At 58.6% G+C, this 21,101-nt stretch carries 11 protein-coding genes; 7 read left to right on the forward strand and 4 right to left on the reverse strand.

Going from position 1 to position 21,101, the window contains the following annotated elements; translation table 11 throughout:
* Positions 1 to 293: 293 nt before the first annotated feature.
* Positions 294 to 671 (forward strand): histone-like nucleoid-structuring protein MvaT, encoded by a 378-nt coding sequence (gene mvaT / locus GXB78_RS08040; RefSeq protein ID WP_016773476.1) that lies wholly within the window; start codon positions 294 to 296, stop codon positions 669 to 671.
* Between the two features lie 96 nt (positions 672 to 767).
* Here mvaT and sbcB read toward each other — a convergent pair whose 3' ends face one another.
* A complete protein-coding gene (gene sbcB, locus GXB78_RS08045) occupies positions 768 to 2,198 on the reverse strand; it encodes an exodeoxyribonuclease I (protein WP_329515022.1) in 1,431 nt (476 codons plus the stop codon).
* Between the two features lie 267 nt (positions 2,199 to 2,465).
* On the opposite strand from sbcB, the gene GXB78_RS08050 reads away from it, so the two are divergent.
* The 6 genes from GXB78_RS08050 to GXB78_RS08075 are packed head-to-tail and all read left to right on the forward strand — an operon-like array spanning position 2,466 to position 9,176.
* The gene (locus GXB78_RS08050) at positions 2,466 to 3,194 is read left to right on the forward strand and encodes an RDD family protein (protein WP_329515023.1); all 729 of its coding nucleotides are present in this window, start codon (positions 2,466 to 2,468) and stop codon (positions 3,192 to 3,194) included.
* Positions 3,191 to 4,168, forward strand: coding sequence for a stage II sporulation protein M (locus GXB78_RS08055; protein ID WP_329515024.1), 978 nt, complete (start codon positions 3,191 to 3,193; stop codon positions 4,166 to 4,168). Before GXB78_RS08050 ends, GXB78_RS08055 begins: the two co-directional genes overlap by 4 nt.
* Positions 4,155 to 5,693, forward strand: a complete 1,539-nt coding sequence (locus GXB78_RS08060; protein ID WP_329515025.1) for a DUF4129 domain-containing protein — start codon at positions 4,155 to 4,157, stop codon at positions 5,691 to 5,693. Before GXB78_RS08055 ends, GXB78_RS08060 begins: the two co-directional genes overlap by 14 nt.
* Positions 5,690 to 6,853: a DUF4350 domain-containing protein gene (locus GXB78_RS08065; protein ID WP_329515026.1), complete on the forward strand. Its 1,164-nt coding sequence runs from the start codon at positions 5,690 to 5,692 to the stop codon at positions 6,851 to 6,853. Before GXB78_RS08060 ends, GXB78_RS08065 begins: the two co-directional genes overlap by 4 nt.
* A complete protein-coding gene (locus GXB78_RS08070) occupies positions 6,850 to 7,851 on the forward strand; it encodes an AAA family ATPase (RefSeq protein WP_329515027.1) in 1,002 nt (333 codons plus the stop codon). Before GXB78_RS08065 ends, GXB78_RS08070 begins: the two co-directional genes overlap by 4 nt.
* Positions 7,848 to 9,176 (forward strand): DUF58 domain-containing protein, encoded by a 1,329-nt coding sequence (locus GXB78_RS08075; protein ID WP_329515028.1) that lies wholly within the window; start codon positions 7,848 to 7,850, stop codon positions 9,174 to 9,176. The genes GXB78_RS08070 and GXB78_RS08075 overlap by 4 nt, the downstream gene beginning before the upstream one ends.
* Here GXB78_RS08075 and GXB78_RS08080 read toward each other — a convergent pair whose 3' ends face one another.
* The 3 genes from GXB78_RS08080 to GXB78_RS08090 form a co-directional block, all read right to left on the reverse strand.
* A complete protein-coding gene (locus GXB78_RS08080; protein ID WP_329515029.1) occupies positions 9,177 to 13,238 on the reverse strand; it encodes an Ig-like domain-containing protein in 4,062 nt (1,353 codons plus the stop codon). It lies immediately after the preceding gene.
* Entirely contained in the window at positions 13,231 to 17,328 is a 4,098-nt protein-coding gene (locus GXB78_RS08085) for a Tc toxin subunit A-related protein (protein ID WP_329515030.1), read from the reverse strand. The genes GXB78_RS08080 and GXB78_RS08085 overlap by 8 nt, the downstream gene beginning before the upstream one ends.
* A gap of 65 nt (positions 17,329 to 17,393) precedes the next feature.
* Positions 17,394 to 21,041 carry a Tc toxin subunit A gene (locus GXB78_RS08090; RefSeq protein WP_329515031.1) on the reverse strand — a complete coding sequence of 1,216 codons (3,648 nt, stop codon included), beginning with the start codon at positions 21,039 to 21,041 and terminating at the stop codon, positions 17,394 to 17,396.
* Between the last annotated feature and the right edge of the window lie 60 nt (positions 21,042 to 21,101).

Consider the following 21,101-nt stretch of genomic DNA (forward strand, 5'->3'; position numbering starts at 1 on the left):
CTGTGCAGGAAAACTGCAGTACGCATGCGCGCCGGAGCGCAACGAAGCTTGGCGAAACGACTTTCTGACGCGGGTCTTCGTCAAGACCGTGACGCTTTAGCGAGGTTTTTGTCAGACAACTGTAAATATCTATGCTGACTGCATCACATTATTTAACTGAACATTCAATTGCCGGCTAATCCCTGTAACTCATTTAAATAAAAAGCCGATCTAAATGTTTACTTGATGAAACAGCCTGACTATTATTGCGGCACTGTCCCCTGTCATTCAGCATTCTACAAAAGGTAGTACTCATGTCCTTGATCAACGAATATCGCGCCACCGAAGAAGCCATCAAAGAGCTGCAAGCCCGTCTGAAAAACCTGTCCGAAGACGACAAACTGCAAGCCGAACTGGAATTCGAAGGCAAACTGCGCACGCTGATGGGTGAATACTCCAAGTCGCTGCGTGACATCATCGCGCTGCTGGACCCGGAAGCCAAATCCAAGGCTCCACGTGGCGGCGCAGTGAAAACTACCGGCACCAAGCGTGCACGCAAAGTTAAGCAATACAAAAACCCGCACAACGGTGAAGTCATCGAAACCAAAGGTGGCAACCACAAGACTCTGAAAGAGTGGAAAGCCAAGTGGGGCGGCGACGTGGTTGAAGGCTGGGCGACCCTGCTGGGCTAAGCCGCAACGTCTTCGCCGAGCGATCCGCGAAGAAAAAACGCCAGCTAGCGCTGGCGTTTTTTTATGCCCGTAAATTAATTCCGGGTATGTTCGATTTCAAAGATTCAAACGTTTGCGTAATGCCTGGACATAGTTCTGCCAGTCATTGAGTACCTCTCTCTGCATTGGCGTCGCACTAAGCGACCATTGCTCGGCAGCCTCGATAAATGCCTGCACGGTATTCGGCGCACCTGCCTCGGGTTGCGTCAGACGCTGCTGACAAAATAATTTCCAGCGCTCCTGCTCGGCAACATCCAGGGTGTCCGGAAAGTTGCGCGCTCGATATCGAAAAAGTAATTCGGGCAAACGTTCATCATCGAAAGGCCACTGCTCTTGCGCCAATTGCGCAGGATCGGCCGTTCGAACTTGTTCGCATAGCCGCCGATCGCGATCACCGATAAATCCATCGTACAACTGCTGCTCGGGATCTTCGCTGGGGGTGAAATCTTCGCTGGCATAAATCGCCGCGATTTTATCTTTCCAGAGTTGTTGTGCGTCAGTTAGTCGCACTGTGCGCTCCTGATAAAGCGCCATATCCAGACCGAGGCGTTGCCGGTCTTCTGCGCGCAATACCTTCAGCGGTGCCACAACCGGGCATCGATTGATGTGAATGAGCTTGAGCGGCACCGGCAGTTCACCTTCGGCCAAGTCATCGCGGCGGGTATACAAGCGCTGGCGCAGAGTTTGCGCATCGAGATCCAGCAGCCCCTGCGGATCGAGATGCAAGTCACAGACGATCAAGGCGTTGCGATTTTTCGGGTGCCAGGCCAGCGGCAGGACCACGCCGACATAACTGCGCGCCGCCGAGAAACGCCCGGACACATGCACCAGCGGCTGCAGCAGACGAATCTGGTCCATGACTTTCTGTTTACTGCGCAAATGGAACAGCCAGTCGTAGAGCTTGGGCTGTTTCTCGCGAATCAGCCGCGCCAACGCGATGGTAGCGCGCACATCCGACAGCGCCTCGTGGGCATGCCCGTGATCGATATGGTTGGCCGCCGTGAGACGTTCGAGCTTGAGGGTCACCCGGCCTTCATCATCGGTCGGCCAGACCAGACCATCAGGGCGCAATGCGTAAGCGGCGCGCACCACATCGATCAGATCCCAGCGACTGTTACCGCCCTGCCACTCCCGCGCATAGGGGTCGAAGAAGTTGCGATACAGGCTGTAGCGAGTCATCTCGTCGTCGAAACGCAAGGTGTTGTAACCGGCGCCACAGGTGCCCGGTGCGGCCAGTTGCGCATGCACGCGAGTCATGAAATCAGCTTCGCTCAGGCCCTTTTCGGCGAGCTGGCCGGGGGTGATGCCGGTGATCGCACAGGCGGCCGGGTGCGGGAGGATGTCTTCGCTGGGCTGGCAATACAGATTCACCGGCTCGTCGATTTCGTTGAGCGCATGGTCAGTACGAATTCCGGCGACTTGCAGCGGACGGTCGTTGCGCGGATTGATGCCAGTGGTTTCGTAGTCGTACCAGAAGATTGAAGTCACGGGCGAATCCTGAACAGAAGATCGGCGAAGTCTAGGCGCTCCAGGGTTGCCACGGCCAGCCTCGCAGCCCTTGAACAGCAATTTCTCCAGATTCCTACAGCTGAATTGCATTTCCCTTGTGAGAGCGAGCCTGCTCGCGAAAGCTTTCTGTCTGTTGCAAATGGACTGACTGATCCACCGCATTCGCGAGCAGGCTCGCTCCCACACCCGAGAGGCTGCTAGCATCAGGCGCAATTGCATCCCGAACAGGCGAACATCAGGTAGCCCATGCTCGAGCCCACAGCACCGCCAAGGAAAGCACCGCTGGCCCCGCCGCTGGATACGCGGCATCAGGTCGAAACGCCGGAAGGCGTCGACCTGCCGTTGCGCCCTGCCGGGTTGATGGTGCGCGCCGTGGCGTTTGCCATCGATCTGGGCATTCGCGGCCTGATTCTCGGCGTGCTGTTTATCGCACTGGCATTTCTCGGCAAGCTCGGCATGGGCCTCGGTTCTTTGCTGCTGTTTGCCATCAGCTGGTGGTACATGGTGCTGTTCGAAGTGCTGCGCCAGGGCCGCTCGCCGGGTAAGCAATGGCTGGGTTTGCGTGTCGTCCACGATGACGGCACGCCGATCGGCTGGTCGGCCTCACTGCTGCGCAACCTGCTGCGTTTTGTCGATCTGTTGCCCTTCGGCTATTGCCTCGGTGCGCTCAGTTGCTTGCAACATCCGACCTTCAAACGCCTCGGCGATATTGCCGCTGGCACCCTGGTGGTCTACAGCGAGCGCGCGCTGAGCCGACCGCAATTGCCTGATGCCGAACCTCGTCGCTGCCCCGTCCAACTCTCCCTGAGCGAACAACGCGCGGTGCTCGGTTTCGCCGAGCGGCAGGCCGAGTTGTCGCCGGCACGGGTCAGCGAGCTGGCGGCATTGCTGGCCCAGCCGCTGCATATTTCCGCGCCCAAGGCCGTGTCCGAACTCAATGGCATCGCACGCGGACTGCTGGGGCCGACCCCATGAAGCAAAGCCTGTTCGAAAGTCGCCACAAGGCCGAATGGGAGCACTTCGCCTTGGCGCTCGAGCACCTTGAACAGGGCAAGGACACCGCGCAAGTGGCAGCTTTTCCCAAGGCTTATCGGCGCCTCTGCCAACATCTGGCCCTGGCTCAGGCGCGGGGCTACAGCAGTTTTCTGATCGATTCGTTGCAACAGCAAGTGCTGCGTGGTCATCAACAGCTGTATCGGCATCGCAGCCGCCTCGGCGCGCAAATCATCAGTTTCATACTCGCCGATTTCCCGCGGCTGGTGCGCGAAGAATGGCGCTTCATCGCGGTCGCCAGCCTGCTGTTCTTTGGCAGTCTGATCGGTTTCGCCGTGCTGATTTATCAGTTTCCGGAACTGATCTACAACCTGATCCCCGCCGAACAGGTTCGTGAAATGCAGGGCATGTACGACCCCGTCGCCGGCCACCTCGGACGCTCGGCGGAACGCGCAGCGAGTGAAGACTGGGTGATGTTCGGCTATTACGTGATGCACAACATCGGCATCGCCTTTCAGACCTTCGCCAGCGGTTTGCTGATGGGCGTAGGCAGCGGTTTTTTCCTGCTCTACAACGGCATGATCATTGGCGCGGTGGCCGGACATCTCAGCGAAATCGGTTTTGGCCAGACCTTCTGGTCGTTCGTGATCGGCCACGGTGCATTCGAACTGACCGCCATTGCCCTCGCCGGTGCAGCGGGCCTCAAGCTGGGCTGGGCGCTGATTGCACCGGGGCGCCTGACCCGCGGCGAGGCACTGCGCCTGGCCGCGCAAAAAAGCGTGTTGCTGGTGTGCGGGGTCATGCTGTTCCTGTTGATCGCAGCATTCATTGAGGCGTATTGGTCGTCGAAAACCAGTGTCGCACCGCTGACCAAATACGCCGTCGGCGCCGCGTTGTGGCTGGCCGTTGCGGTTTACCTGTCGTTTGCCGGAAGGACCCGCCATGCGCCTGAGTGACGCCAGCGTAGTGATCCGCCCGCGCACGACCTGGGAATCAATGGACCTGGGTGTGTTGATGAGCCAGCAGCATCGCCGGTTGTTGATGACCAGTTGGGCGATCATCACCCTGCCGCTGTTCGCCCTGCTCAGCCTGTTGCTGTGGGATTCACCGTCGCTGGCGGTGTTCATTTTCTGGTGGCTGAAACCGGCCTACGAGCGCCTGCCGCTGTACATCCTCTCCAAAGCGCTGTTCGGCGAAACGCCAACCCTCAAACAAGCCCTGCGTGAATGGCCGCGCCTGCTCAGGCCGCAATTGCTGGCCAGTCTGACCTGGCGACGGCTGAGCCTGAGCCGCAGCTTTGTACTGCCGGTGACGCAACTCGAAGGTCTCGACGGCGAGGCCCGACAACAACGTTTGCAAGTGCTGCTGCAACGCAACGGCGGCGCCGCGCAATGGCTGACAGTTATCGGCGTGCATCTGGAAACCGCACTGTGGATCGGCCTGATGGTGCTGTTCTACATGCTCTTGCCGCAGCAGATCGAAACCGATTGGGACTGGCAGTCATTGCTGCTCGCGGCCGATCAGGACTGGCGTTGGCTGGAGCACCTGACCAACGCTTTTTACGCGCTGATCCTGGTGGTCTGGGAGCCGGTGTATGTTGCCTGCGGCTTCAGCCTCTATCTGAACCGGCGCACGCAACTGGAGGCCTGGGATATCGAGTTGGTGTTCCGCCGTTTGCGCCAGCGCTTGAACAACGGCGTGCTCGGTGTGTTGCTCGCCGCGTGCCTGTTGCTGCCGAACCTGCAACCCGTATGGGCGGCTGATACGCCGGACGCGCCACGACTGCTCAATCAGCCGCTGACCAGTCAGGCCGCGCACGCCAGCATTCAGTCGCTGCTGGAACAACCGCCGTTCAAGAACAAAGAGAGCGTCACCCGCTATCGCTTCGGCGATGACCCGGCGAGTCCGGCCAGGGACAAGCAAACGGGCAAGGCACCGCAATGGCTGAAGACCCTGCTCGGCTGGCTCGACGGTCGGCACCTCGATACCCTCGCCGGCGTGATTGAAGTGCTGCTGTGGGGCGCGTTGATCGCGGCGCTGGGCTGGCTGATCTGGCGTTATCGCGAATTTCTCCAGGCCTTTGTCAGCCGCCGACCGACCCTGCCAACGCGCAGCAAACGCCCGGCGCCGCCACAGGTTTTCGGCCTCGACCTGAACCGTGATTCCTTGCCCGCAGACATCGCCGCCAGCGCCGAACAATTGTGGCTCAGCGAACCTCGCGCCGCGCTGGGCCTGCTCTATCGCGGCCTGCTCAGCCATCTGCTGCACGATTTCGACCTGACGCTGAAAGCCGCCGACACCGAAAACCAGATCCTCGAACGCATTGAACAACTGCAACGCCCGGACCTGCTCGCCTACAGCCGCAACCTAACGGTTCACTGGCAGAACATGGCCTATGGGCACCGGGTTCCAGCCGCGCACCTGCAAGCCGAACTGTGCGACGGCTGGCGTGAATTGTTCAGCAAAGGGGCTCGGCATTGAACCGGCGCATCGGCTGGTCGCTGGGTGCATTGGCGCTGTTGCTGCTCGGCTGTCTGAGCCTGTTTGTGTTTCTCAAAGCCCGGCCGTATCAGGAAGTCATTGATCACGGCCCCTCGCCCACGGCGCAAGCCAACCCGTATCTGGCGGCAGAAATGTTCCTGCGCGAACGTGGTCTGGCGGTCAATCACGCCGAAACGCTGGCGGTGCTGCCGCAGATCGATCCGCACAGCCACACCCTGCTCTTGTTCGGCGAACGCGCACGGATGACGCCGCGTGAAGTCGATCAGGTGCTGAACTGGACTCGCGCCGGCGGGCGTCTGGTGTTTGTCGCCGAGTCGCTGTGGGATGCGCAGACCCGGCAAAGCAACGATCTGCTGCTCGACCGCGTGCAACTGCACCAATCCCTGAGCAAAGACTTGAAAGATCCTCCGGCAGAAGTGGAAAAGGATCGCTTCCCGAAACTGACCAAACTGTATCTGGAAGACGAAGACGCGCCGGCCTACGCCGGGTTCGACACCGACTTCCACCTCGATGACCCGAACAACGTTGCGCAGGCCTGGGCCAACAGCGCCAAAGCCACGCACATGATGCAACGGGTATACGGCCTCGGCACGGTCACCGTGGTTACCGATGCCGAGCTGTGGAAAACCCCAGCCATCGGCCAATACGACAACGCCTGGCTGCTCTGGTACCTGAGCGCCGACACCGACGTCACGCTGGTTTACAACACGGCGCACGATGGCCTGTGGACGTTGCTCTGGCGCTACTTTGCGCAAGCCATCGTCGCCCTGCTCGCCTTGATCGGCCTTTGGCTGTGGCAGGCAAGCGTGCGTCACGGCCCGGTGCAGATGCCGGCGCCAGCGGGTCGGCGGCAACTGCTCGAGCATTTGCGCGCCAGTGCCGATTTCCTGCTGCGCCACAACGGCCAGCAAGCGCTGCTGCAAGCCTTGCAACAGGACATCTTGCGCCGCGCCCGCCGCCGCCATCCCGGTTTCGATCAATTGAATGTCGCCGAACAGTGGCTGGCGTTATCGCGCCTGACCCGGCAACCCACCCGCGCCATCAGCCAGGCCCTGAGCCCACGAGCGAAGCAGCGCTTGTCCAGCGCCGAATTCAGCCGGCAGGTCGCTCACCTGCAAACCTTGAGGAACGCGTTATGACTGAACAGATCGAGCCCGGCAGCGCGACGCATGCCGCTCAGCAACGCCAGCGTGCCAGCCAGTTGGCACAGGCGGTGCGCAACGAATTGAAAAAAGCGCTGATCGGCCAGGATGCGGTGGTTGACGACGTGCTGACCGCGCTGATTGCCGGCGGCCACGTGTTGCTCGAAGGCGTGCCCGGTCTGGGCAAGACCTTGCTGGTGCGGGCACTGGCGCGTTGCTTTGGCGGTGAGTTTGCACGCATCCAGTTCACTCCGGATCTGATGCCCAGCGACGTCACCGGCCACGCCGTCTACGACTTGCAGAGCGAGCAATTCAAACTGCGCAAAGGCCCGCTGTTCACCAATCTGCTGCTGGCCGATGAAATCAACCGCGCTCCGGCGAAAACCCAGGCAGCGCTGCTCGAAGCCATGCAGGAACGTCAGGTGACGCTCGAAGGTCGCGCGCTGCCGATCGCGCAGCCGTTCATGGTGCTGGCGACACAGAATCCGATCGAACAGGAAGGCACCTATCCGCTGCCGGAAGCCGAACTCGACCGCTTCATGCTCAAGGTGCGCATGGATTATCCCGATGCTGATCAGGAATTGAACATGGTCCGTCAGGTCTGCCGTTCGAGCCGCGCCGACATGCTCGATGTGCAGCCGCTGCGCACCGTTTTGCAGGCCAAGGATGTACAAGCGCTGCAACGGATTGCCAGTGATTTGCCGCTCGACGATCAGGTCCTCGACTACGCCGTGCGCCTGGCGCGCAGCACGCGTACCTGGCCGGGGCTGACCCTCGGCGCCGGGCCGCGCGCCTCGATTGCCCTGGTTCGGTGTGCTCGTGCCCGGGCGTTGTTGCGCGGCGGCGAGTTCGTGATTCCGGATGACATCAAGGGCTGCGCGCTGGCGGTGCTGCGCCATCGCGTGCGCATCGCGCCGGAGCTGGATATCGAAGGTCTGCAGGTCGATCAGGTGCTCGCGCAATTGCTCGATCAAGTGCCGGCGCCGCGCCTGTGAAACCCTCGCGGCTGCTCCTGATCTGGCTGGGCCTGCTGCTGGGCGTGAGCATTGTGCTCGGCGCGCTGCAAGCGTTGCAGATCGACATTCCGTCCAGCCTGATTGCGATCAATTGGGGTTTGCTCCTGGCGCTGTTGGCCTTGGCGGTTATCGACGCTGTGCGCCTCAGACGCCTGCCCTCACCGCGCATCAAGCGACAGATGCCCGGCAGTCTGGCATTGGGACGCTGGGCAGAGGTGCAGCTGGACATTACGCATGACTACGCCGCGCCACTGACTATTGATCTCTTCGACCACGTACCCGACGGCCTCGCGTTTGAACATCTGCCGATGCCTGTCGAGCTGCAACCTGGCCATGTCAGCCAGATCACCTACCGACTGCGTCCGGGCCAACGCGGGCATTTCGGCTTCGAGCACTGTGAAGTCAACCTGCCCAGCCCGCTGGGTCTGTGGGCAGGAAAGTGCCTGCTCAAAGTCGTCGATCAGACCCGCGTCTATCCGGATTTTGCCCGGCTTTATGGCGGTCAGTTGCGCGCCGTCGACAACTGGCTCAGCCAGCTCGGCGTACGTCAGCGACAACGTCGCGGTCAGGGTCAGGAATTCCATCAACTGCGCGAATTTCGCGAAGGCGACAGCCTGCGCCAGATCGACTGGAAAGCCACTGCCCGTCAGCGCACACCGATTGCCCGCGAGTATGAAGATGAGCGCGATCAACAGATCATCTTCCTGCTTGACTGCGGCCGGCAGATGCGCAGCCAGGACGGTGAGCTGTCGCACTTCGACCACGCACTCAATGCCTGTCTGTTGCTCGCCTATGTGGCGTTGCGCCAGGGCGATGCGGTGGGATTGAGTACGTTCGCCGATGATCAACCGCGCCATGTCGTGCCAGTCAAAGGCAGCGGGCAACTGAACGTGCTGCTGAACACGGTTTACGACCTCGACAGCACACAGCATCCGGCTGATTATCAGGCCGCCGTCAACCAACTCCTGACGCGACAAAAGCGCCGGGCGCTGGTAGTGCTGGTGACCAATTTGCGCGATGACGATGATCAACTGCTCGGTGCGGTCAAACGCCTGAGCGCGCAACACCGGGTGCTGGTGGCGAGCCTGCGTGAACAGGCGTTGGATACATTGCGCCAGACCACGGTGCAAACAATGCCCGAGGCACTCGCCTACTGCGGCACCATCGATTTTCTCAATGCCCGCTCGCAACTCCATGAGCGGCTGACTGCTCATGGCGTTGCAGTGATGGATGTTCGGCCCGCCGAGTTGGGAGCCGAACTGGTGACGCAGTATCTGAACTTGAAAAGCAGTGCGGCGCTTTGATCACCCCAAGATCGGAACATGCACGGACTTACTGTCCGAAGTGCCGTCAGGGTTCTCGACTCTGACCTCCAGGGAAACGGTTTCCGACGCGTCCATGACTCTCCAATGAGTTTTGAATTCACCGGCGGTATCTGTACTGGAATCGAGGAACGGCTTGCCGTTAATGGACACGAGAATTTTCCTTTTGGCTATCGGCTGTCCAGACGTCTTATCCACGATCGACGCCACCATGCCGACAAAGTCGTTCACTACGGCCGGATTCGGCGAAGCGACAACAGACTTCACCGCTGCTGGACGCTCAGTGACGGTCAACCAGAGCGTTTTTACTACCCAGCCAGCCAAACCGCCCTTTACCGACGCCCACACCGCAGCCTCGCCTGCTGCTCCCAAGACAATGCGCGCCGTTGCCTTGCCTTCGGCATCCGTCAGGGTTGTCGGCAGCGAAGTGCGGTCGTACTCCCACATCACTTCGACATTGGCCAAGGGTTGCGCGGTACTGGCTGACACTACCAGGACTTGCGCGGTCATCTCCTGCCCCGGATACCCGGTCAGATCATCGCTGATCACTTCCTTGATCTCCCGGGGCTCGTGCAGAACAAACGGTAAAGAAATCGATTCCGAATACAGCGCATCGCCCACCGTAGCGGTCAGTTGCGCCGCACCCGGTGTTGTCGGCACAAACCGTATCCGCGCTTCACCGTAGAAGTTGGTAATGGTGGTCACCTCACCAAGGTCCGGACTGCACCAGACAACCTTCATCCCCACCATCGGTCTGCCACTGATGCCCGACACAATGGTGATCCGCTCAGATACAGCCTCGCCCCAAAACAGCGTCTGACTGCTGCGCGAACGATCCGCAATTTTTACCACCTGCGCGCCTTGCCCCAGCGACATTGCAATAACCGGAGAAAGCCTCGCCAACCGCGCCGAGGAAAAGCGCAGGCCGAAACGCCCGTCCTTGAGGTCGCCCGCGTTGAACCGATAGGTCATTCCGGCGCTCGAGAAAAGCCTGGGGTCACCCAGACGTGGCTCCTCGAAGCGCATGCCCAATTCCGCCGGCCCGGTGCCGGTCATGCCCAGTGTCAGATATTGCTCATGCAGCGCACTGCCCGGCGGAGCACTCACGCGCAATTGGTGCTGCCCCTTGCGCCGGGGGAATTCAGCGCTATGGCCCAGTGGCTGAAACGGTCGGGAGTCGAAACTGTATTCCAATCCGGCCCAGGGATCCCCTTCCAGCGCTAGAACCTGCATGGAGCGGCGCTCTTCAAAACGGTCATAAGGGCTGATTACCGCCGCTGTCACCACATGCTCACCTGCAGTGGTTGGCGCAAAGGGAAAACCACTCCAGCCGTCGGACCCCGTCCTGTGCTCTTCGCTGCTGCCGTCGCCTGTCCATTGAACAGGCACTTGTTCCAGAGCGAGGTCGGGACGATAAGGGGAGCGTACCTTCAGCCACATCCACGCAGGATCCTGCCCAATGACCGGATCCACCGCAGATGCACGGGCGTCCTCGATCGTGATTTTATTGTGGCCCAGGGTCATCGTATTGATGTCGCTCAAGCCATGGGAACTGATAATGAACCGAAGTTCGAAAACTCCGGGCTTGGTACTTTTTGAACAGTCCAGGGTCCAGGTAAACCCGCTGTCGTCCACAACATTTTCGCTTTTGGGGGGTGGGCTCAGCTCGATTCCGAGCTCTGCTGCCGGGCTTCCATTCCACAGCAGATCCATGGCGATCCCCACTAAAGGACTCAGCGCATTGGTGCGGAAGATATAGCGATGTATTGCGCCAATACACGGAAAGAGCGGCTGCCCCCTGAGATCGGTCATCTGATCCAGGACCACGGTGATTTCGTCATGGAGGTCAGGTGATAACAGCCGGCAAGAAAAATCCTTGTTCGTGAGAGTGTCGGTGAGCAAACTCACCTCGAAAATACTGCTGGTACTTTCGATACGATCAGAGCTGAACAACCAACTCAGATCTTCCCCTTCGCGCAATATTCTCGGTATATCAAGGTCGCTCACCGCAAGCCCGATCTCTGGCTTTGCGTTGCGCCAACCGAGCGTAATTGCCTTGCCAATCAGCGGGCTGTTCTCAACTGCACGGACCGTCAGGATGTGCGTCTTGCCTCGCTTGCAAGCGATTCCGTCATTGATAATTGGAAAGCCATCAAACGTGATGCTGACCTTGTCCTTCCACTCGTCTTGTGCAAACGCCGTGACCGAAAACGTGTGTCCATTTGCCGGCCCGCCTTCGTAGGCACTCACACTGGCGGTAATCGTCTCGTTGCTCAAAGCCTTCGACGGCCAGTAATACAGGCTGGCCCAGCCCCCACTGCCAGTACGAGACTGGACAATACCCTCGGGGGTTTGCCAGTGGACGAACGCATCAATTACTGGCTCACCGGCACCTTTGTCAGTGACATGCACCACCTGCACCCGCATCAAGGTCTTTTCGTAGTTCTCGACAACCGGCGAAATATTCGGGCCGCGCGTATCAGCGATCCTGACCTTGTTGCGCGCCAGCGACATGGGTTTACGCGGCGATGGCAGTAACAGCTTCGAGCAGACCAATGCCAGTTCGAAGCGACCATCCAGCCAGTCCTCGCAGGCCAGCGTCCAGAGACTGTCGTCGCCATTGAAAGCGACCGGTTGCTGGAGTGGCGGGTTGACCCTGACCTTCAACTCTTCATGCCCGACGCCGCTCCAGTGCAGCGATAGATCAGTCGCCAGCAAAGGGCTGTCGGCGGGCAAGCGCACGATGAAGGGGTAATCAGTGCCGCGATTGGGATAACCGGTCGCGCTCCACTGGGTTACCTGCCCTTCGACAACGCAACGCAAGTCCATCCAGGGATCGGTCGCCAGCACCGTGACTGAAAATTCCAGGGTCACCTCGCCACTTGGGTAATAAGGGCTGTCGACCGACGCGGTGAGGACCAAATCGCCTGCTTGCTCAGGAACGAAATCGAAGTAGACCAAGCCTTGTTCATCGGTAGTGCTGGTGCCCAGCACACCTTGCCCGGCAGTCGTCCACCGGACTTCCCGGCCATCAAGCGCCTGACCGGTGTAGAACGACACAACCTGCACACCCAGGCGGACACTTTGCGCATACTCCAGAACAGGGTAATAGGCCGCGTTCTGTACTTCCCGAAGCGCTAATCGATGATGCCCCAACGACACGTCCATCGTGTATGGCTCGGCGTTGTATTGGTTCACCAGACTTATCGTGAAGTCATGAGCCTTTTCCTCCCCCATATCCGGGCAATCGAGCAACCACTGCGACAGTAGCGGTTGATAGGCGCCCCAGTCGGGGGTCGCCTTGACTGACTCCATCGGGTTGCCGTGAATGCTCAATGCGGTATCTGTATCCAGCCAGGCGCTGCCGTCTGCAGGGATAAAAGACAGGCCGTGTGGAATGTACAGAGAGTCGTCCGGGTCAACGCCAAGGGAAGCGCCCAGGCAGAGGTATAACGTCTGGCCTGGTGGCAGATCTTCGTTATCCAGCCGCACCGTCTGCAGTTGCAGCGGTTCAAGTTTCAGTTGCAGGTCGATTCGAGTGATGCAGATTGCCGACCGATTGTCGCCCGTGTTGTCAGGAACACCGCTGACCTCAAAGCTCAATGCGTCATCTCTGACGAATTCCAATTGATCCAGCGACCGTTGATACGCGCGCGGCTTGAATTCCAGCGGCTGTCCCGCCAGCCGTCGGGCATTTTCGAGCTCCGGATTCCGGCCTTCTTGCGCCGTGAGTTCGATGCTCATCAACACTTCACCGCGCTTGCGGATGTGCAACCAGCCCGATTCGCCCGACCATGACACGCCGGGCCGCAGTTCACACAGAAACGTCAGTTCGTAACCGACGTGGGCACCGGGGGTTTTGGGAGCCTTGACTTCCTGTGTAGCTGAAGCCCCGACACCGACCTCCATGAAATTGACAAACTCGCCATCATAAAACTCGCTCGCCAGGCCAACCCTACCGCTGGTACGCCACTCTCTTAGCCGATCATTGAAGTCACCATTGAGCAGCAGACTTTCATTTTTTTGCACGACGGGCTCATTCATGATCGCTGGCTCCATTGCTCTGGTTCTTCAGGCTGGTGTTTTCAGCCTCGGTCACCAGGTCCGCGACCTTTTGGGCGTACGTCGGCTCGCCGGTCTTGATGGAGTACCGCACGCGAAGAATGATATTGGTCAAGGATTTGAGCATTGCCGCTTGTGGCTGATTAAGCGGGCGAGGAAAACTCAGCCGCCAATGGGAAACGGCACCCGTGTATTCAAACGGGTTGAGCAATCCTTCGTCGGGTTTCTGGTTGGTCTGGCCATTATCGCCAAGCCCGACCGACAAAACGATCTGCTGACCGCTACGCAGGTTGAACAGCAGATCGCCAGGTGCGATTGCGGTGGGCTTATGCAAATACTGCACAGACTGTGTGGTCGGTCGGGTCGCGGTCACGCTACTGATCTGCAGCAACGTTGCCCGCACATCCTCGTAGGGACCGGCCAGCACAGGCAGATCGACTTCCACGGAACTGATCTGCCTGCAGAAATGCCCAGGATGATCACGGTCGAACAGCAACTGGGTCAGTCTGAACTCCAACACACCTGTTGCCATCAATTGCGCGTGTGCATCTGCCCAGCTGGATATGCCCTCTTGAGGCTCGATTCTGTCGTCGTACAACTGCTGCAGGGAAATGGTTTTGATCAGTTCCGGCCGCCGCTCGTAGCTTTGCAAGCGCCTGCGCTCCTGGTCCAGCAGGTACATGTGCAGTTGTTCACCAGAGCCCAGACCATAACGGTGATCGAGCCAGGCCTGAGGCAAAGGGACGGGGGCATCATAATCTCCGGTTTCGGCAGCCAGTGAGGCCTGAGCGCTGAGGCACAGGCTGACGACCGCGTCGTACGCCTGATAGTGCAGCGCCTTGAGCTGGCCAAGCATCCAGCCGAACAGCTCGGCATTGCTCGCGCGTTTCTTGAGGAAGTTGTACATGGTCAACGCTTGGCTGTTGGCCCTGAGCGTCTGTTCAAGGCTGGACCTCGCCGCGCTGACCGCATGGCTTTGCGCTTCAATCTGCGCATCGATTGCACCCACCTCCGCCAGCGCCTGATCGCGTTGCAGCGCCCACTCACTGCGGCGACGACGATAACCTTCGGTGGTGGCCTGTCGGTCGGCGTCGATTTGCAACAGTGATGAAGAAACCTCCAGGCCGAAAGCCACTGCATCGAAAGCGTGTTCGGGTTTGAAGCCACCGTTGGAAGTACCATAAATTTTTGGCAACGCCGCGATGACACCCCCTGCCACTCTGACGACTTTGGCCTGCAGCGCTGATGTTTTCGACTGGTGCAGACTGGCCATGACCTGATACTCGATCGGCGAAACGTTTTCGCTGTAACGCGTTGCATAGGCGTCGGCCCGGTCCTGCGCCATTGCCCGACTCTGCTTCAGCGCTGTGACATTCGCCTCCAGCTGGGCGATGGATTGTTCCTGCACCGTTTCGGCATAGCGACCCAGCTCCAGCAAATGGTTCTGCTGTGATTCTTCCTGCTCGGCACGGTCGCGTTGTTCGAGCAGACGCAGCACCAGACTGCCGAAATCTCGCAGGCTCTGTACTCCGCGCAACGCGACTTCGAACGTGACCCGCCAGCGATACGCATTGACCACCAGCCGCCCGCCCATCGGTCTGGGCCCGGCTGCGCTACCAGCGGCCAGATCGCGGAGCAATTGCCTGGGATCAGTCATCGGGCTGAACAGCAACACGTCCAGCGGTTTGCCATCGATCGTAAGATTGTTGCGCAGGTTATCAAGGCGTTGCTGCGGCTTTGCAAACAGGTCGAGCAGCGATTGGTTGATCGGAATTCTAAAAGGTTCGCAGGCCAACAAACCCAGGATCGGCGGGGTATCGGAAGCGATCGGGTAATCCGCCAGGTTGAAATCCAGCGTTGTTTCAAGCGCTTCGAGCAGGGGTCGCGATTCGCACTGCTCCAAAAGGTTTTCCACGGTGTCGGTCTGCCAACGAGTCGCTGTGTCGGCGGTGGGCGCCTTGCCCATCAGAAACCCGGCCTGGACATAGCACAGCTTGGCGGCCACCAGACTGTCACGGGTCAATTGGCGGTAATACCAATCGCCCCACGCCATCAGGTTTTCTACATAGTCGGTGAACATCAGGATCTGAAAATGCGCGGGTGCGGCATAGCCAATGGCATCCGGATCAAGGGGATTCTGGATTTCCCACCCTGGATTGCCCGGCGCTGTTGCGATATCCAGAGGCCGGCAACGCCAATACGCCGGTTTCGGGTTCGTGATCGGAACTGGCGGATTGGCCGGATCCGCGGTGGCCTGTGGATCGAATACGTAATGCAGCCAGCTCTGCGCTTCCTGAAAGCGTTCTTCGTCGCGCAACCGGGTGGCGATCAAATGCGGCAGGTGAAAAAACAGCTCCCAGAAGTTCAGACCATTGGCACCGCCGAAAGCACCATTGGGTGGTTCAACGAACTCTGCGCCAGTCGGCGACGGTTCGCGAATGAACTGGTTGGACCAGTCCAGCACGGCGTCCACGGAAATATTTGAGCATCGCACCAGTTCCGAGCCAAACAAGGAATTGAGCCGAATGAATTTCAATGCCAGTCCAGCTTGATTGAATGAAAGAAACTGTGCCCCGTCGGTACTGTTCTTGTGCAGAGTTGGCGGGACGAAGTCGATGAGATCGACAATCGTCAGGTCGAACTCTTTCTGTCCTGTCGGGGAAGTGGGAGAGGCGAATAAAAACGTGACTGGCGTGGGCCAGGTGCCTTTCGTCCGCGAGGAAGTCCACGACTGAGTTGCCCAGCCCCCGCCTGCATTCTGTTCTTCGAGGATCGGCGGCGGGTCACTATCAGAAGGCTGACCTGCAATTTGCAGCACCATTGTCAACCGAGCGCTGTCCAGGCCGGTGGGGCTGCAAAAACCCTGCACCGTCAGCACATCTTTGTCATCCGCGCGCGTTGCCATAACGTGCAGGTCGAGATAGGGCGTCAGGGAACCATGGCTCTTTATGCGAGTGACAACAGTCACCTGACTGTTCAGTGGGTGCTGAACCGTATCGTTGCTGACGAATCGCTCCTCAAGCGCCAGATCCAGCCATGCGCCACCGTCCAAAAGGGGGCGCATCAGAACGTCGTAGACACCATGCACCCGCAGACTGCCGGATGGCGAAGATAGGTTGCCCGTCAGTAAAATCCCCAACTTGCCCTTCGGATTCAAATAATCGACCTGCACCGTCGCAATCAGTCTGGAGCTCGCCAACCCCCCGTTCTTGTGTTCTGAACTGTGCACACACAACGGCGCAGACCACTGCCCGTTCTGCTTCATGAATGCCAGATTGATCACCAGTTTGCTCGGGCTGAGCGCCTCCGCTGCGCTAGCGACTACCGCGTCGCGCCATTCGGCCCAGACCACACATAACCGGCCATTCCAGAACACCGGGCGAATATCCAGAACCTGATCGGCGGTCGGGATTTCCACGGCTTGCCATTCACTCCAGACCGCCGGATTGACCGCTACGCTGGTTGCGCCCAGCTCGATCTCGGCCTTGCGCCAGAAATACTGAAACGGTTGCACCCGCTGCCGCCCCAGAAAGTAGTAATCGGCTTTGGCCGGTGTCACGCCGTCCATGAAGCAGCTGGTCACATCGAGATCGCAGATTTGTTCGAATGCCTGCAAATAATCCTGCAGCGCAGCCTGCACGGTATCTCTGTCCAAACGGGCCTGGTTCAAGTTGTTTTCCAGATTCTTGAACAGACTGGTTTTGCGCAGTCGCACCGATGGAACGATGAAGTTTTCCGCATAGCATGAAATCTGGTGGGGCACGGTCCAGTCGGGATAATTGCTGAAAATCTCCCATTCGCGCAGATGACGCTTGTCGAACTCGTGATCCTGGAACCCTGGTTCCAGCTTTCGATACACCGCATGGATGTACTGCTGCACACAACTTATCGCTTCGGCAACTCTGGAACTCTTGACCTGATAAGTATCCAGAGGGTCCATGCGCAGCAATTCAAACAAGTCTTCAGGTGTTTTCAGAAAAGGGTATTTATCATTGGCCACTTGACCGATGCAGTATTCGAGCAGTGCCGAGCGACGTTTTTCCAGCAGCCCGCCAATATTACTCAGTGCCATGATCTTGCTCCTTGGAATATGGCCCGGGGAAAAACGTTCGCCAGGCGGTACGCAACGCCCTGCCGCTACTCCTTGGCAAAGGTAATGGCATTGGGGAATATTCTTTCGCTTTCCCCAGACTGAGAGCGAACACCGAACACGAATGTGCCGCCCGTCTTGCTTGAGACAAAAACCCGGGTAAGCCCCTGCTGATCAGTGAACCCCTGCGCCGGCCGAACAGTGATGGCATCCATCTTCGCGGGCGGAACGCTCTTGCCGAACCACTCCACGAGCGAGTTTTGTCCGCGGTTTCCGTAGGCGTCCTCCAGCACCGCATACAGCTCTACTTCATGACCGTGTTTCACTGTTTCCAAAGGCGTAGGTGAAAGTTCCGCAATCGGAAACGATAACGTAGTGAAGTCGGCGGTGATTTCTATGGGAGGGGCGTATTGCGGCTCGAACAAGTCCAGCCAAAACATTGGCGTGTCGCGGCCCATGACCTTGCCGGGGATAAATTCGGCCAAAAGTGTGCCGTCCGTGCCGGTCGCCTTGTATGCAATGGTTCCCAATGTGGCGCGCCAATAAACATTGACGCCACTCAGCGACTTTCCATTGGCGTCTTTGAGGGTCACTTTATAAGTGACTTTTTCGCCTGGTTTGTTGGCCACCACGGTGCTGTGATCCACCACTTCGCACGTGATTGTGACCAGTTCTTTGACGTCGCCGGGAACATGCACGATCGGGGCACGAGTATCGGACTCGCCAAGCAGCGCATGTTCCGCGGCATCGGCATAGGATTTTTTGTCGACGGTTTCGGGCAGATTACCAATGAGAAAAATCGTTAACGCATCCATGCCGGTCTCGGTGGACAGCGCCAGAACGCGCATCAACAAATCGAGCTGGGCAAGGTTTTTCAACACCTTCAGGTCGGGATCGATGCGGCTCACACATTCGCGCACTTCCTGAACGCTCCAGCCAAAAAAATCGGCCAGTTTGATCGCCGCCGCCTGTTGTGCCAGCCATCTCGCATCTCCGGTGACATCCGGCAATGCGTTGACCTGACGCAGGTAGTCCAACAGCTTCTCTGGCGCTTGGCCGCTCGAGGTTGAGGCAAGAGCGAAAGCGCGCGTGAGCGTGGTCAGGTAATAAAGAGTGCGCACCGTCAACGCATGTTTGTCGTCCTGAACCAGCCAGTCCTTGTAGCCGCTATCCAGATAATCCTGCAACAGCGCCGCGCTTAACCCCAGTGTCGACACCACCTCACTGCGCCGGCGAACTTCAGCCAGTAGATCGAATGACGCGTCGGCAGCTCGGAAGCGAATTCGGCCGGCCCCTTCGCTCCCCGTATCCGTTTGCTCCAGCACATGCAGCAGCAATTGATGCACCGTGACGTCTGCCCAGTTCAGGACCGGCAATGCTTGATCCACGCCAACACCGGCGTATGCCGCCAGCGTCTCCTTGACCAGCGAAGTCTGCGCATCGCGCATCTGTAAAAACGCGCTGACCATGCTGTCGATGATGTTCTGCCGCAACACTGGCTCGATCTCACCCAAGGCGCTGTCGACCGCCCAAGCGATTTTTTTATGGACGGAGGCCAGATACATCTCAGCGCTTCCCTCCAGAGGCAGGATCAAACCATGCCCGTCGGTTATCGGCCCCAGGTTGTCGGCGGATGTCGCGAGAAATTCGATCCAGTCCGCGGCCCCGGCTGCCGGAACGCCTGCCATGAGAAACGTACTATTGGACAACTGTGCAGTCGGCAGCAAATTGCGAATCTGCTCGAAAAACTGCTCATCCTGTTCGGATGGATCCTGAGCCGCTGGCGCAGCGACCGCATGCTGCAACACCCACAACACCGGCAGATTGTTTTGCGCGCACCACTGCACGCAACTTTGCATAGCCTCGATCAGTTCCAGTGCATCCGGTGAACCGTCCGGTACATCGTGGATGACAGGAGTACCGGCCAAGCCATTGACCCAGTCATCGCCACCCAGGATCGATAGCATCAGCACGCCTTCAACCGGAGTGATGTTCAACAGCCGAGCCAGCCTCACCAAACGGTAGAAGCTCGAGATGATCGCTGCGTTGCGCTTCAATTTGTCGGTAAAGCCATGAGCCTTGGCCACTGCGTTCGCCAACACGTAATAAGTCTGCGGATCAATCGCCAGACCACTGCAGAGCTGGCTGATCGTCAGATCCACCTCGCCCGGTATCGGCGCGACCGCAAACTCATCGTTGTCGAGCTTGAAAGGCTCGCGATAACCGGTTTGAAAATTGAACACCTGATCGAATTGCGAGAGCGCTTCACCGCGGCCATAAACCGACAGCTCACCCACAAACACAGCAAAGTCCCCGGCGGTGCATTCGTAGCGCTCGCGCAACGTCTGGAACAACCCAAGCGCATGAACCGCGCCACTGGAGATGTCCATCTCGTTGCTGTGACCTTTCGTTGAATTGCCGCGCCCTGTTGCCCGGATGACCGATGTCAACACTGTGTCCACCTGTTCGAACGGCAATCCTGTCCAGTTGGCCAGGCGCACCATCTGATTTATCCGGGTATATCGGTTGAACCCGATGGCTTCGTCGGGGCTGACCGTCAATCGAAGGAAAGGCTTGGTTGCAGGATCGATTCGCAATGCGGGCGCAGTGTTGTCATTGATATAGATCGACCCTGAGCGCTCGCTTTCCGGATGCTCGGGCTTGACATCGGCATAAGTCACATTGGCCGAGCGCACGGGAGCAAAGTCGCCAATCGACAGCAGGGCTTCGATTTGTCGACTGTCGAGTTTGGTGCGCCCACCCAAGAACACCACCTGATTGAGATTCTGGTATTTGTCGAGGTTGGTGGTACCAAAGTTGTGCGCAAAAAAAGCTTCGCGAAGTTCGAAATCCGCACGCTTTTCTGTCAGCAACAGGCGCTGATAAGGGCCAAGCCGCGAGGCATGGGCGAAACCCTTTGCAGTATTGGCACCTCGAGCATTGGCTTGCAGAAAATAGGGATAAGCCAGGTCGACCCGGTGCTCGAAATCGCCCACCGACAAGTCGTGAAACTGCGCGATACCATCAATCGTGACCCAATGCTGGTAATAAGGCAGGCCATTGGGATAGCGGGCTTCGATCAGTGCGTCTTCGGTCGACTTGATATCCGTGTTCGCCTTGATGAATTTCTCCAGCACCTCGACGATGATGTCTACAGACGAGATCGATTGATAAACCGCATTGAAGTCGACGTTCAGTGCCAGCAAATCCGTGCGCCGGTTATGCAGCGCATATTTTTCTTCCTTGTTGATGCCCTCCAGACGGTCACGAACCCAGCGCAACAAGTCGATCAGATAGGCTACTGGCGACCAGATGGACTCCAGCGCATCTGGCGGGCACAACGCGGAAAAATCGGTACCGATCAGAGCGTGATAATTGGGACCGTCCACGATCGATAACAAACCGCTGGAGCTGCGCTTTGGCGCGGGCCTGGTGCCCCTCAGCGTCTGCTCGATAAATTGGCGCCGCTGAGACGTGGCTATGCTGTTGGCGCCGCGCCAATATTGTTGCGCTTGCTCAACGCTGAGCTGATGCTCCTGGAGCATGCATTGAACACCCCTTTCAACCAGTGGATAAATTGATCCACCGTTTTGCAGGTATGTTTCGAGGTTCTGCAGTCCGACGTTCTGTGCTCGTTGTTCCTCGCTGAACAACTGATCGAACAGTTGCAGGGCGGGACGGCGCGAATCAACCATGATCAGATTCCTTTAGGCGACAACTGGCCCGCGCAGCCTGACGTCCTTCGTCAGGCTACA

This window comes from Pseudomonas moraviensis subsp. stanleyae, from assembly GCF_036283065.1.
Classification (GTDB): Bacteria; Pseudomonadota; Gammaproteobacteria; order Pseudomonadales; family Pseudomonadaceae; genus Aquipseudomonas; species Aquipseudomonas stanleyae.

Coding starts and splice junctions, on each gene's coding strand:
- GXB78_RS08055 (WP_329515024.1), top strand. CDS start 3,191: ATGAAGCAAAGCCTGTTCGAAAGTCGCCACAAGGCCGAATGGGAGCAC.
- GXB78_RS08070 (WP_329515027.1), top strand. CDS start 6,850: ATGACTGAACAGATCGAGCCCGGCAGCGCGACGCATGCCGCTCAGCAA.
- GXB78_RS08050 (WP_329515023.1), top strand. CDS start 2,466: ATGCTCGAGCCCACAGCACCGCCAAGGAAAGCACCGCTGGCCCCGCCG.
- GXB78_RS08080 (WP_329515029.1), bottom strand. CDS start 13,238: ATGAATGAGCCCGTCGTGCAAAAAAATGAAAGTCTGCTGCTCAATGGT.
- GXB78_RS08090 (WP_329515031.1), bottom strand. CDS start 21,041: ATGGTTGATTCGCGCCGTCCCGCCCTGCAACTGTTCGATCAGTTGTTC.
- mvaT (WP_016773476.1), top strand. CDS start 294: ATGTCCTTGATCAACGAATATCGCGCCACCGAAGAAGCCATCAAAGAG.
- GXB78_RS08085 (WP_329515030.1), bottom strand. CDS start 17,328: ATGGCACTGAGTAATATTGGCGGGCTGCTGGAAAAACGTCGCTCGGCA.
- GXB78_RS08060 (WP_329515025.1), top strand. CDS start 4,155: ATGCGCCTGAGTGACGCCAGCGTAGTGATCCGCCCGCGCACGACCTGG.